The organism is Pigmentiphaga sp. NML030171, from assembly GCF_002188635.1.
In the GTDB taxonomy this organism is placed as follows: Bacteria; Pseudomonadota; Gammaproteobacteria; order Burkholderiales; family Burkholderiaceae_B; genus Pigmentiphaga; species Pigmentiphaga daeguensis.
In genome coordinates this window covers 24,734-37,660 of record NZ_NINX01000046.1, presented here as the reverse complement: position 1 = coordinate 37,660, position 12,927 = coordinate 24,734, and the positions used below count along the sequence as shown (strand labels likewise).

Below are 12,927 nucleotides of genomic sequence, written 5' to 3'. Positions count from 1 at the left end.
ATATGGACATACGCAAACTACAACGCGCCGTCGTCGATGCCCTCGAGGACGTCAAGGCGCAGAACATCACGGTGCTGAACACCACCCACCTGACCAGCCTGTTCGACCGCGTCGTCATCGCGAGCGGCACCTCGAACCGGCAGACCCGGGCCCTGGCTTCCAGCGTGAGCGAGAAGATCAAGGCCCTGGGCGGCGAGGTCATCGCCACCGAAGGCGAGGAAACCGGCGAGTGGGTGCTGGTGGACCTGGGCGACATCGTCGTCCATATCATGCAGCCGGCCATCCGCCAGTACTACAACCTGGAAGAGGTCTGGGGCGGCAAGCCCGTCCGGGTGAAGTTGAGTCCCCCCCCTACGCGCTGACGCGCGCCCCCCAGGGGGCGATGCGAGTGGACCGGCAAAGCCGGATCCACCGCATCCTGGGTCTGGACATCTGACTAACGAGGCTTGGGGCATGAAGCTCATCATCATCGCCGTGGGGCATCGCATGCCGGGCTGGGTGGACGAGGCCTATGCGGACTATGCCAAGCGCATGCCGCCCGACCTGCCGATCGAACTGCGCGAGGTGCGGCCGGAGCCGCGCACCACGGGCAAGACCGCCGCGCAGATGCAGGCGCTGGAAGCCCGGCGCATCGAAGCCGCCCTGCCCGCCGGCGGACGCTGGCTGGCCCTGGACGAGCGGGGCCGCGACCTGACCACGATGGACCTGTCCAAACAGATGCAGCAATGGCGCGACGACGGCCAGGACGTCGCCCTGCTGATAGGCGGGCCCGACGGGCTCGACCCCGACCTGAAGCGCCGCTGCCACGGCATGCTGCGGCTGTCCAGCCTGACGCTGCCGCACGGCATGGTGCGCGTGCTGCTGGCCGAGCAACTGTACCGGGCCTGGTCCATCCTGGCCAACCACCCCTATCATCGAGGCGGCTAGGATGAAACCCACCCCCTACGCGCTTACGCGGGCCCCCTCAAGGGGGCGACGCTGGCGGACCGGCAAAGCCGGATCCGCGGCGTCCTGGATCAACCAGCACCCGCTTCATCCGTCACGAAAGGCGCATCGCGCCATGGGGCGCTGACATGCCCTCCATCTACCTCGCCTCGCGCAGCCCGCGCCGCCGGGAACTCCTGGCGCAACTGGGCGTCGAGCACGAATTGCTGCTGCCGCCGCCCTCGGACGGTCCCGACGAGCCGCAGCTACCGGGCGAACCCGCCGCCGACTACGTGCGCCGCACGGCCCGCGAAAAAGCGCTGACCGGCGCCGAACTGCTGAAGCAGCGCAAGCTGGCCGAGCGCCCCATCCTGGCGGCGGACACGACCGTCATCCTGGACGGCGAGGTGCTGGGCAAGCCGGTCGACCGGGACGATGCCCAGCGCATCCTGGCCCGGCTGTCGGGGTCCGAGCACGAGGTGCACACGGCCCTCGCGCTGGTCCATCGCGGCGCGCTGCACGAAGACGTCTCGATCACCCGCGTGCGCTTTCGCGAACTGACGCCGCGCGACATCGCGCGCTATTGCGACACCGGCGAACCCTACGACAAGGCCGGCGCCTACGGCATACAAGGCCTGGGCGGCGTATTCGTGCAGCACATCGCCGGCAGCTTCACCGGCGTGATGGGCCTGCCGCTGTACGAGACGGCGCGCCTGCTGGGGCTGGCCGGCATCGTCCTGCCCTGATCCCGGCCCCGCCGGCACCCGACTCGCGGTAAGCTGCGGATAGTCGCGCACGCCACCGGCACATTCCATGACCGAAGACATTCTCATCAACGTATCCCCCTACGAAACCCGGGTCGCCGTCATCCAGCAGGGAGCCGTCCAGGAACTCCACATCGAGCGCACCTCGCAAAAGGGCTACGTCGGCAACATCTACCTCGGCCGCGTCGCGCGCGTGCTGCCGGGCATGCAAAGCGCCTTCATCGACATCGGCCTGGGCCGCGCCGCCTTCCTGCACATCGCCGACATCCGCGAAAGCCGCCAGGAGCGCGCCCACGGCGGCCACCCCGCCACGCCCATCGAGAAACTGCTGTTCGAGGGCCAGACCCTGATGGTGCAGGTCATCAAGGACCCCATCGGCACCAAGGGCGCCCGCCTGTCCACGCAGATCAGCGTGGCCGGCCGCATGCTGGTCTACCTGCCCTACGATCCCCACATCGGCATCTCCCAGCGCATCGAATCCGAGGCCGAGCGCAACCAGTTGCGCGACCGGGTCCAGCGCCTGGTGCCGGCCGAGGAGAAAGGCGGCTACATCGTGCGCACCCAGGCCGAGGATGCTTCCGACGAGGAACTCGCGGCCGACATCGCCTACCTGGGCAAGCTGTGGGCCATCATGCAGCAGCAGGCCCGCACCAAGGGGGCGCCGTGGCTGCTGCACGAAGACCTCAACCTCGCGCAGCGGGTGCTGCGCGACGTGGTCAGCACCGAGACGGCCTCCATCCAGATCGATTCGCGCAGCAGCTTCACCCGGCTGCTGGCCTGGGCGCGGGAGTTCACGCCCTCGGTCATCGACAAGGTCATGCACTACACCGGCGAACGCCCGCTGTTCGACCTCTACAACGTCGACGAGGAAATCAACCGGGGCCTGTCGCGCCGGGTCGAGCTGAAATCGGGCGGCTACCTCATCATCGACCAGACCGAGGCGCTGACCACCATCGACGTCAACACGGGCGGTTTCGTCGGCGGACGCAACTTCGACGACACCATCTTCAAGACCAATCTCGAGGCGGCGCAGGCCATCGCGCGCCAGTTGCGGCTGCGCAACCTGGGCGGCATCGTCATCCTCGACTTCATCGACATGGAGAACCTGGAACACCGCGAGGCGGTGCTGGGCGAACTGCGCAAGGCGCTGGCGCGCGACCGCACGCGCATCACGCTCAACGGCTTCACCCAGCTGGGACTGGTCGAGATGACGCGCAAGCGCACGCGCGAATCGCTCAGCCACGTGCTGTGCGAATCCTGCCCCACCTGCCAGGGCCGGGGCCAGGTCAAGACCGCGCGCACGCTGTGCTACGAGATCCTGCGCGAGATCCTGCGCGAGGCGCGGCAGTTCAACCCCAAGGAATTCCGCATCCTGGCCGCCCAGGCAGTGGTGGACCTGTTCCTGGAAGAGGAAAGCCAGAACCTGGCGGCGCTGGGCGATTTCATCGGCAAGCCGATCTCGCTGCAGGTCGAGGGTATTTATAGCCAGGAGCAGTACGACATAATTTTGATGTGATGCGGATGTCTGGATCAAACGGCATGCGCACGCAACCACGGCCTAGGCATGGGCCGGGCTTGAATTCGTGTATCGTGTTCACGAGGCGCTCCTGACAATCGGCATATCCCTTTGCAGCCATCCATGACACTCCCATCCCTGCGCCCCCTCTCCATCGACGACTACGAACCCATCGCCTCGGTGGTCGACGACTGGTGGGGTGGCCGTCCCATGCGCGGCCTGTTGCAGCGCCTGTTCTTCGAGCACTTCCGCGATACCAGCTTCGTCGCCGGCCAGCCCGGGGAAGTGCGCGCCTTCCTGATCGGCTTCGTCTCGCAATCGGAAGCGGGCGTGGCCTACATCCATTTCGTCGGCGTCGACCCCACGCTGCGCGCCGCGGGCCTGGGGCGGGTGCTGTACGAGCGATTCTTCGATACCGTGCGGGCCCGCGGCTGCCGCGAAGTGCGCAGCATCACCTCGCCCGCCAATAGGGGCTCGATCGCCTTCCACCGGCGCATGGGCTTCGAGCTGGCGCCCGGAACCGGTGTCGTCGACGGCGTCCCCGTCCATCTCGACCATGCCGGCCCAGGCCAGCATCGCGTGTGCTTCCACAAGCCCATCGCGCCCGCCCTTTCCTGACGAACCCAGCCCGTCTCTCCATGCAAACCGCGCACACCTTCCGGCTCCCCTACAAGATCCACTTCTCGCGCTGCGACCCGGCCGGCATCATCTTCTATCCGCAGTACTTCATCCTGTTCAACGACCTGGTCGAGAGCTGGATAGACGCGATCCTGCCCGGCGGCTACCACGGCCTGGTGGGCGAGCGGCGGGTGGGCATGCCGACCGTGCACATCGAATCGGACTTCCGCGCAATCAGCCGCTTCGGCGAGCAGGTGTGGCTGGAACTGGAGGTCACGCGCGTAGGCAACCGCTCGCTCACGCTGGCCTGGCGCTGCGTGGGCACGGACGACGTCGTACGGATGTCGGCGGTCCAAACCCTGGTCACCACCTCGCTGGACACGCACAAATCGATCGCCCTGCCCGACGACCTGCGAACTGCAATAGGGTAGAGGGGTGCCCCCCCCTACGCCCTTCGGGCGCCCCCCAGGGGGCGATGCGGGTGGACCGGCGGAGCCGGATCCACCGCATCCTGGGTCTAGTTCCTTTATCTTGGTATGTCACACCGTTGCTACCGCTGGCAGCCAGCGAAGCACAGGTGCTCCAACCCAAGATAAAGGAACTAGACCCAGGAAACCGCGGATCTGGCTTTGCCAGTCCGCCGGTTTCGCCCCCTGGGGGGCGCGCGTAAGCGCGTAGGGGGGGGCCCTACCCTCTGAACAATTCGTGCACCTGCGCTCGCAGCCACATGTTGCCGGCGTCCTTGTGGAAGCGGCGCGGCCAGAACTGGTGGACTTCGATGGTGGGGACCTTCAGCGGCACGTCCACCATGCGGATGTCGGCATGCTGCACGCAGACGGTGGCCATGTCGTGCGGCACGGTAGCGATCAGGTCCGAGCTTTCGATGATGGGCAGCAGGCTCGTGAAATGCGAGGTCTCAAGCAGGATCCTGCGCCGCAGTCCCTTGCGCTGGAGATATTCCTCGAACAGGTGTTCCCGCCCCGGCCTGACCGCCGCATGCGGCAAGGCCAGGTATTGCTTGAGCGTGAGCGCATCGCCCACGTCGGGATGGCCGCGGCGCACGATGCAGACGTAGGGATTGCGGAACAGCAGCTGCTGGAACATGCCCGCCTTGTGCAGGTCGGGAAAATAGCCGATGGCCAGTTCGGCCTCGCCCGACTCCAGCGCCTCGGCCGCGGCGTGGCGCGGCATGGCCAGGGTGCGCAGGTTCAGCCCCGGGCCGGCCTGGACGAAACGCGCCAGCAGTTTGGGCACGAAGTTGATCTCGCCGATGTCGGGCGTGATCAGCGTGAAGGTGCGCTCGCTGGTGGCCGGGTCGAAGGTGTGGGCCTGCAGGATCTCGCTCTTGACCGTCTCCATGACGCGGCGCACCGCCGGAGCCAGCGCCAGCGCGCGCGGCGTGGGCTGCATCTGCGCCCCGGTCCGCACGAACAGCGCATCGTTGAACAGCGTGCGCAGGCGGGCCACGGCGGCGCTCATGGCCGGCTGGCTCAGGCCGATGGCCTCGGCCGCGCGCGACACGCTGCGATGCTCCAGCATGGCGTCGAACACGCGCAACAGGTTCAGGTCCACATGACGAATATCCATGGGGTGGATTTTAACTATTCACCCAATCGTCTGGATAGATATTTCTCCGGCCCGTAGACTGCCCGCATCACTCATACGAACGGAGACTCCCATGCCCGGCCTGACCCTGGAACAGGCGAATGCCATCATCGCGGGCGCGCTGGCGCATGCCGCGGGCAAGGGCTACAAGCCCATGGCCGTGGTGGTGCTGGACGCCGCCGGCCATCTGAAGTCGGCCCAGCGCCAGGACGGCGCCAGCATGTTCCGCGTGGACGTTGCCACCGGCAAGGCCTGGGCCGCGGTGGGCATGGACGCCTCCAGCCGCACGCTGGCGCAGCGCGCCAAGGACAACCCGAACTTCTTCGTCACGCTGGCGGCCACCGCGCAAGGACGCTTCCTGCCGCAGACCGGCGCCATCCTGATCCGCGATGCCGCGGGCGCCATCCTGGGCGCGGCCGGCGCCAGCGGCGGCACGGGCGACGAGGACGAGGAAATCTGCATCGCCGGCGTCACGGCGGCCGGCTTGCAGGCGGGCTGACGCGGCACGCATCACGGAGCAATCACCCCATGGCATCTTCCACCATACAAGGGCTGCGTAGCGTGGCCCTGGAAGTCCCCGACCTCGACAAGGCGGAAGACTTCTATACCCGCATCTGGCACCTGGACGTCGTGGCCCGCGAGCCGGACGCTCTGTATTTCCGCGGCACCGGCCAGGACCACCATCTGCTGGCGCTGCACCGCGGCCCGCGAACGGCCATCCGCCACGTCACGCTGCGGGCGCACGACGAGGACGCCTTGCGCGCGGTCGCGCGCGCCGGCATCGAAGCGGGCGGAACGCTGGCAACCCCCATCGGCCCCGTGGCCGATCCAGCGGGCGGCCTGGGGCTGCTGCTGCGCGATCCCGATGGCCGGCTGATCCAGGTCGTGACCGGCGATGCCCGGCACGCCCAGGCAGCCGACGTGCCGGACCGCCCCGTGCGTCTCGCCCATGCTGTCCTGAACAGCGCCGACGTCGCCGCCACCCGGCGGTTCTTCGAGCAGGCGCTGGACTTCCGGCTGGCCGATCTCACCCGCATCATGGCCTTCATGAATTGCAATGCCGACCATCACACGATCGCGGTGGGCATCACCGACAACAACGCGCTGAACCACATCGCCTTCGTCATGCCGGACCTGGAGTCGGTCATGCGCGGCGGGGGCCGGATGAAGGACGCCGGCTACGCGATCGAATGGGGCCCGGGCCGCCACGGCCCCGGCGACAACGCCTTCAACTATTTCATCGGCCCCTTCGGCGAGGTGATCGAATACACGGCGGAGGTGGAACAGATCGACGACGGCTACGTCGCGGGCGGCCCCGATGACTGGAAATGGCCGCCGGGCCGCGTGGACCAGTGGGGCATCTCGCCGCCGCCATCGGCGCGCCTGAAGACCGCGCAAAGCGAAGTGTTCTTCGTACCTTCGTCGGCCTGACCCTTTTCCCGACTCACGGATCCATCATGCGACACCCTCACGCCCGGCTGGCGGGCATGGCCCGTCTCGCCCCGAAGAAACACCCCGCATCCGGAGGCCGGGCATGAACGCCTCCACGCATCCCCTGTACGACGTCGCCATCGTCGGCTTCGGCCCTTCGGGGGCGGTCGCCGCCGGACTGCTGGGCAACCAGGGATTCAAGGTCTACGTCTGCGACCGGCAGCACGACGTCTACGACAAGCCGCGCGCGATCGCGGTCGATCACGAGATCATGCGGGTCTTCCAGCAGCTGGGACTGGTCGATTCCATCTCCCGGTACGTGGAACCCTTCACGCCATCGGAGTACTTCGGCGTGGATGGCCAGCTGATCAAGCGGCTCACGATGGTCGAGCCGCCCTACCCTCTGGGCTACACGCCCTCGAACGTCTTCACCCAGCCTCCGGTGGAACGCATCCTGCGCGACCACGTCCAGCAACTGCCGAACGTGCGCGTCGAACTGGACACCACCCTGCTCGGCCTGGAACAGGACGCCTCGGGCGCCAGGCTGGACGTGGCCCACGCGAACGGCAGCCGCGCCAGCCTGCGCGCGAAGTACGTCATCGGCTGCGATGGCGCCTCCAGCACGGTGCGGGAGCTGGCGGGCATCGAACTGGAAGACCTGGAATTCGACGAACCCTGGCTGGTGGTGGACGTCCTGGCCAACGAACGCGGACTGGCCAAGCTGCCCCGCACCAGCGTGCAGTATTGCGAGCCCGACCGGCCGTGCACGCTGGTGATCGGTCCAGGCAACCACCGGCGCTGGGAAATCTCCCTCAAGCCGGACGAAGATCCCCGTACCGTCACCCAGCCCGAAGCAACCTGGAAACTGCTCTCGCGCTGGCTGACACCGGAGGACGGCGAGCTCTGGCGCCAGGCAAGCTACCGTTTCCACGCGCTGGTGGCGCGCGACTGGCGCCGCGGACGCGTGTTCGTCGCCGGCGACGCCGCCCACCAGCAGCCCCCCTTCCTGGGCCAGGGCATGTGCCAGGGCATACGCGACGTCGCCAACCTGAACTGGAAACTGGCGGCCGTGCTGCGGCGGACGGTCACGGGCGCCCAGGCCGACGCGCTGCTCGACAGCTACGGCATCGAGCGCAAGCAGCACGTGCGCAGCCTGACCGGGCGCATCAAGGCCATCGGCGCGGTGATCTGCGAACGCGACGAGGCCCGGGCCCGCGCCCGCGACGCGCGCCTGCTGGACGAATGCGGCGGCACGGTACGCGACATGCCGCGCCAGGAAGTCATTCCGCCGCTGGAGCAAGGACTGTTGGCCCGAGCCGGCACTCCCGCCCGCGGCACGCTGTTCCCCCAACCCTGGATCAGGCAGGCGGGTGCCACCGTCCGCCTGGACCACGCGGCGGGAGACGGCTGGTGGCTGGTGCTGGACGCCCGCCATGCGGGAACCGTGCCGCCCCTTCCGCCGGCGTGGGGCATGACCACCCTGGACCTGGGTGCCCTGGCCGAGACCGAAGGCGTGTGCCAGGCGTGGTTCGAGCGTTACCGCTGCACGGCGGCCGTGGTGCGTCCCGACCGCTATGTCTACGGCGTCGCGGCCGATGCGCGCGAACTGGACGCCTTGCTGGACGAACTACGCAGCGCGCTGCATTGACCCATTACGCGAGGAGACAACGATGAACAGAAGACACGCCATCCGGACCCTGGCCACCCTGGCCGCCGTCCCGGCGCTTTCCCCCATGCGGTCGGCGCTGGCGCAGGCCTGGCCCGACAAACCGGTACGGCTGCTGCTGTCGCAGCCTCCCGGATCCGGTCCGGACAACATCGCCCGGCTGTTGTCCGAGCGGCTGTATCCCCGCTGGGGCCAGGCCGTCGTGATCGAGAACAAGCCGGGGGGCCAGAACACGGTGGGCGCGCAGGCTGCCGCCCGGTCGCCCGCCGACGGCTACAACTTTTATTTCGCGACGACCGCGGCGCTGGTCACCAACGCCTTCCTGTTCAAGCAGTTGCCCTATGACCCCGCCAAGGATTTCGTGCCGGTGGCCTTCGTCGCCCGCAGTCCGTTCGGCATCCTGGTCAAGGCCGATTCGCCCATCCGCAGCGTCGAGGAGCTGATCGCCAAGTCCAAGGCCGCCCCGGGCACCTTCACGCTGGGCAACGAGGGGCCGCGCACCTTCGGCGGGATGATCGCCCGCCTGTTCAATGCCCGCTCCGGCGCCCAGGCCAACCTGGTGCCCTACGTGTCGGTGGGCGTTTCCGCACAAAACCTGATGGGCGGGCACGTGGATGCGATCGTTGCCGACGTGGCCTCGACCGCGCAGCTCGCCAGGCAAGGGCGCCTGCGGCTGCTGGCGGTGACCTCGGACAAGCGCCTGGCCGACTGGCCGCAGGTGCCCGCGGTGTCCGAACTGCTGCCCGACTTCGACATGGTGGGCTGGTTCGCCATCGTCGCCCCCGCCGGCACGCCAGCGGCGGCGATCGAGCGGGTCAACCGCGACGTCAATGCGCTGCTGGCCGATGAAGAAATCGCAGGACGCATCGCCGCCATCGGGCCGATCGCCGCGCCGGGCTACAGCCCCGCGCAGACCGGCGATTTCCTCAGGCACGAGCACGCACGATGGGCGCAGATCACCAAGGAAATCAACATCCTGCCGGAGTGAAACAAGAGCGATCGTGAAACAAGGGCCCCCGTGCTTGCCGCTGCGCGCCGGCAAGCACGGGGGCCCTTTTTCCGATCACTTCTTCAGGTCGTCGGGAACCTTGCCGCCGTTGTCGGCCAGCTTCTGCATCACCTGTTTGTGCAGCCAGATGTTCATCGAAGCCGAATCGTTGGTATCGCCGCTGTAATGCAGTTCGGTCGCGAGCTGCTTGCGGGCCGCCAGGCTGCTGTCCAGCCCCAGCAGCTTCATCAGGTCGACGATGGACGTCTTCCAGTTGAGCTTCTCGGGATTCTTGGCCGCCATCGCGTTCAGGATGGACTCCACGTCCACCGCCGGCATCGCGGCCGGCGCCGGGACGCCACCGGGCGCGGGCGCGGCCGCAGGAGGCGCCTCCTTGGCTACGGCAGGATGGCTGGATGGGAAAATCTTGTCGAGTATGGCCTTGAAAATGCTCATATCTTCCCCTAATCGTCGTGAATGGCACATGCCTGCGCCGATTGTATAGATCGCCGTCCACCGCCAAGCCCAGGGATGTAACGGGATGCAATAACTGAGAAACCCGGCCCTACAGCTTGAACCAGCGATCGTTCTCGATCTCGTCGGCGATGCGGATCTCGGCCTCGTCCAGGCATTCCTGCTCGGATTGCGCGGGAATGTCGCGCAGGGCCAGGGTCGGCCCGAGCAGCAGTCGCCTGCCCTCGCTCTGTTCGTAGATCTTGCAGTTGACGTCCCAGGTGCCCGGGCCACGCTGCAGCGGGTCTATCTCCACTTCCAGCACACGGGAAGTGCGATTCGGGCAATATTGGAAAGAGAACATGGCTGGCCCCGCTCCGGTCAGTTCGACCGGGCCACTATAGCGCCGGAAACCTCGCCTGGCCTCATGCAGTGCAGCATGGCGCCGGCCATGCCCGTCACGCCCGGCCTCAGGAGGCCCAGGACACCAGCGACAGCAGCAATAGCAGCGCCATCCAGAGCACCACTGCCCGCCACAGCAGCCCGACCGCCGCGTGAAGCGTGGCCGGGTCCGGCAGGCGCGCCGGCTCGTCGGGCGCCTCGGCGGCGGCGGTGAACTCGCTGGCCGCGGAGGCCGGCTGGACCGGCCCCACCAGATCGGGATCGACCGGCTCGACCGGCGGCTGCCACTTGCCCGACACCGGCGCCAGGCGTACGCCCAGCGCGCCCGCGGCGCTTTCCACCACCACTCCGCGCTGGGGGTCGTCCCAGCTGGAGGCGCGCTGGCGCCACCCGTACAAGGCATCCTCGAAATTGCCGACGATGGCGAAACCGACCGCGGTCATCCGGGCGGGAATCCAGTCCAGCAGGTGGAAGGCCCGGCGGGCCACTTCGCCAAAGGCATCGGTGCGATCGCCCCACTCCTGGCGGGCAATGCCCGCCAGCTTGTACAGCACGGCGCCGGACGGACCGGGCAGCAGCGCATACCAGAACAGGACCCCATAGACGTTCCGGTGCGAGGCCACCACGCCTTCCTCGATCGCGGTGCGGCAGATCTCCGGCACGGTCATGGTCTCGACGGACACGTTGCCGCCGGAAGCCCGCAGCCACTCCTGCAGGTGGCTGCGCGCCAGCGTGACGTCGCCACGGGCCAGCGCGAACTGGATCTCGGTGAAGTGGTGGCTGAACTGCCGGAACCCCAGCGTGAACCACAGGACGACGACATGGAACACCAGCGAGAAAACGGGATGCACCGACCATGCCAGCGACCCGATCAGCCATATCGCCAGGGTGGGGACGACCACCACCAGCAGCCAGCCCAGCACGGCATAGCCACGGCTGCCGGCGTCCAGCGCATGGCCCGCCCAGCGGCAGGCGGCACGGGCGGCTTCATGGACGGCGTTGGAACGCGGCAGAGGCCGGACTTGTTCGGCAAGAAAGGCAAGAAGGAGTGCGAAGAAGCTCATGAGCGCATTCTAGATTGCATAGCCATGGTTTTGCATCATCCCTCGCGTGCGCGAGGTGGACACGGGGATCATGCGCGCAGGAATTGATAGAGATTGCGCAGCATGCCCGCCGTTGCCCCCCAGATGAAGAACTGCTTCCACGGCATCGAGTAGTAAGAGCGCAAGCCGCCTGCCGGCAGCGTGGCGCTGTGCAGCCGATGATTGGCCGGGTCCATCAGAAAGCGCAGCGGCACCTCGAATACTTCGGCCACCTCGAAGGGATCGGGACGCGGCGTGAAATCCGGGCGCACCAGCCCCACCAGCGGCACCACGCGGAATCCCGTGCCGGTGAAGTAATCCGGCAACTGGCCGATGACCTCCACCAATCCGCGCGGCAACCCGGTCTCTTCCTCGGTCTCGCGCAGCGCGGCGTCGGTCACCGACGAATCGCTGGGTTCCACCCGTCCGCCAGGAAAACTGACCTGGCCGGCGTGGTCATGAAGATGCGCGGTGCGCTGCGTCAGCATGACCTGGATGCCGTCGGGCCGCAGCATCATCGGAACCAGCACCGACGCCAGCCGCAGGGACCGGTCCGCGGCGCGGGCCGGATTGATGTCCTGCGCATCCGGCGTCCAGGCGGGCGGCGCGGCGAAACGGTCGCGCAGCGCCATCGGCGTCAGGCGCGTCTCGGGCACGGCGACCAGTCCGCCCGGGTTGGCGACCCAGGGCTGCGCGACCGGATCGAAGGCCGGGCGCTGCGGCGGACGCCGGGCAGGCGGAGCGAGGGAGTCGGGCTGGATTTCCTCCGGCGTATCGTCGATCTCGTCTGCCGGAGCGTCGCTATGTTGGTCGGTCGGAATGGATGATGACATGTGAAACGGAAATCCGGCGGAAACGCCGTCGTTATCGGCATGGCTAGAGCATACTCCCGAGGGGGCGCTTTTGCCTTGGGGCGGCCCGGCGGCAAAAAAAAGCGCCCCACACGGGGGCGCTCATTTTGCAGTACCGCGGGAATCAAGCCTTGGCAGCAGGCGCGTTGCGAACCAGCTTTTCCTTGATCCGGGCCGACTTGCCCGAACGGGAACGCAGGTAGTACAGCTTCGCGCGGCGCACGTCACCGCGACGCTTGACTTCGATCGACGCGATGGTCGGCGCGTACAGTTGGAACGTACGCTCGACGCCTTCACCCGACGAAATCTTGCGGACAATGAACGACGAGTTCAGGCCACGATTGCGCTTGGCGATGACCACGCCTTCGTATGCCTGGACGCGCTTGCGGTTGCCTTCAACCACGTTGACGTTGACCACCACGGTATCGCCGGGGGCGAATTCGGGAATGGTCTTGTTGGCCGTCAAGCGGGCCAGCTCTTCTTGCTCGAGGACTTGGATCAGGTCCATTTCTATCTCCAATGACCATCATACGTGGCGGTTCTGCTTTTGATGGCACCGCTACCAGAGGATGGGAACTCCCACCGGACTCATGCCCGGCAGGCTTGCTGCAACGCCGGCCGCCAGGG

Annotated in this window: 16 protein-coding genes; 10 read left to right on the top strand and 6 right to left on the bottom strand. The window is 67.5% G+C overall.

The window, feature by feature from the left end:
- Window positions 1-2 precede the first annotated feature (2 nt).
- From rsfS to CDO46_RS23430, 6 genes are all read left to right on the top strand, one after another.
- Complete coding sequence (gene rsfS, locus CDO46_RS23455; RefSeq protein ID WP_087841015.1) at window positions 3-362, top strand: ribosome silencing factor; 360 nt, start codon at window positions 3-5, stop codon at window positions 360-362.
- Window positions 363-453: 91 nt separating this feature from the next.
- Complete coding sequence (rlmH, locus tag CDO46_RS23450; protein WP_087841014.1) at window positions 454-927, top strand: 23S rRNA (pseudouridine(1915)-N(3))-methyltransferase RlmH; 474 nt, start codon at window positions 454-456, stop codon at window positions 925-927.
- Between the two features lie 146 nt (window positions 928-1,073).
- Window positions 1,074-1,670 carry a nucleoside triphosphate pyrophosphatase gene (locus tag CDO46_RS23445; protein ID WP_087841013.1) on the top strand — a complete coding sequence of 199 codons (597 nt, stop codon included), beginning with the start codon at window positions 1,074-1,076 and terminating at the stop codon, window positions 1,668-1,670.
- A gap of 67 nt (window positions 1,671-1,737) precedes the next feature.
- Window positions 1,738-3,204, top strand: a complete 1,467-nt coding sequence (gene rng / locus CDO46_RS23440; protein ID WP_087841012.1) for a ribonuclease G — start codon at window positions 1,738-1,740, stop codon at window positions 3,202-3,204.
- Window positions 3,205-3,327: 123 nt separating this feature from the next.
- Entirely contained in the window at window positions 3,328-3,822 is a 495-nt protein-coding gene (locus CDO46_RS23435) for a GNAT family N-acetyltransferase (protein WP_087841011.1), read from the top strand.
- A gap of 20 nt (window positions 3,823-3,842) precedes the next feature.
- A complete protein-coding gene (locus CDO46_RS23430) occupies window positions 3,843-4,253 on the top strand; it encodes a thioesterase family protein (protein WP_087841010.1) in 411 nt (136 codons plus the stop codon).
- 256 nt (window positions 4,254-4,509) lie between these two features.
- Here the strand turns inward: CDO46_RS23430 and CDO46_RS23425 are convergent, their stop codons facing one another.
- Entirely contained in the window at window positions 4,510-5,409 is a 900-nt protein-coding gene (locus tag CDO46_RS23425) for a LysR family transcriptional regulator (protein WP_087841009.1), read from the bottom strand.
- 91 nt (window positions 5,410-5,500) lie between these two features.
- On the opposite strand from CDO46_RS23425, the gene CDO46_RS23420 reads away from it, so the two are divergent.
- The 4 genes from CDO46_RS23420 to CDO46_RS23405 all read left to right on the top strand — a co-directional run bounded on the left by CDO46_RS23420 (window position 5,501) and on the right by CDO46_RS23405 (window position 9,512).
- Window positions 5,501-5,926, top strand: coding sequence for a heme-binding protein (locus tag CDO46_RS23420; protein WP_087841008.1), 426 nt, complete (start codon window positions 5,501-5,503; stop codon window positions 5,924-5,926).
- 29 nt (window positions 5,927-5,955) lie between these two features.
- Window positions 5,956-6,858: a VOC family protein gene (locus CDO46_RS23415; protein WP_087841007.1), complete on the top strand. Its 903-nt coding sequence runs from the start codon at window positions 5,956-5,958 to the stop codon at window positions 6,856-6,858.
- A 103-nt stretch (window positions 6,859-6,961) separates the two neighbouring features.
- Window positions 6,962-8,506: a bifunctional 3-(3-hydroxy-phenyl)propionate/3-hydroxycinnamic acid hydroxylase gene (locus tag CDO46_RS23410; RefSeq protein ID WP_087841006.1), complete on the top strand. Its 1,545-nt coding sequence runs from the start codon at window positions 6,962-6,964 to the stop codon at window positions 8,504-8,506.
- A 22-nt stretch (window positions 8,507-8,528) separates the two neighbouring features.
- Entirely contained in the window at window positions 8,529-9,512 is a 984-nt protein-coding gene (locus tag CDO46_RS23405; protein ID WP_176400834.1) for a tripartite tricarboxylate transporter substrate binding protein, read from the top strand.
- 75 nt (window positions 9,513-9,587) lie between these two features.
- Here the strand turns inward: CDO46_RS23405 and CDO46_RS23400 are convergent, their stop codons facing one another.
- The 5 genes from CDO46_RS23400 to rplS all read right to left on the bottom strand — a co-directional run bounded on the left by CDO46_RS23400 (window position 9,588) and on the right by rplS (window position 12,808).
- The gene (locus CDO46_RS23400) at window positions 9,588-9,968 is read right to left on the bottom strand and encodes a DUF3597 domain-containing protein (protein WP_087841004.1); all 381 of its coding nucleotides are present in this window, start codon (window positions 9,966-9,968) and stop codon (window positions 9,588-9,590) included.
- Between the two features lie 109 nt (window positions 9,969-10,077).
- Complete coding sequence (locus CDO46_RS23395; RefSeq protein ID WP_130359865.1) at window positions 10,078-10,329, bottom strand: hypothetical protein; 252 nt, start codon at window positions 10,327-10,329, stop codon at window positions 10,078-10,080.
- A 106-nt stretch (window positions 10,330-10,435) separates the two neighbouring features.
- Window positions 10,436-11,431, bottom strand: coding sequence for a CobD/CbiB family protein (locus tag CDO46_RS23390; RefSeq protein WP_087841002.1), 996 nt, complete (start codon window positions 11,429-11,431; stop codon window positions 10,436-10,438).
- 68 nt (window positions 11,432-11,499) lie between these two features.
- A complete protein-coding gene (locus tag CDO46_RS23385) occupies window positions 11,500-12,282 on the bottom strand; it encodes a CoA pyrophosphatase (RefSeq protein ID WP_087841001.1) in 783 nt (260 codons plus the stop codon).
- Between the two features lie 142 nt (window positions 12,283-12,424).
- Window positions 12,425-12,808: a 50S ribosomal protein L19 gene (gene rplS, locus CDO46_RS23380; protein ID WP_087841000.1), complete on the bottom strand. Its 384-nt coding sequence runs from the start codon at window positions 12,806-12,808 to the stop codon at window positions 12,425-12,427.
- Window positions 12,809-12,927: the final 119 nt, after the last annotated feature.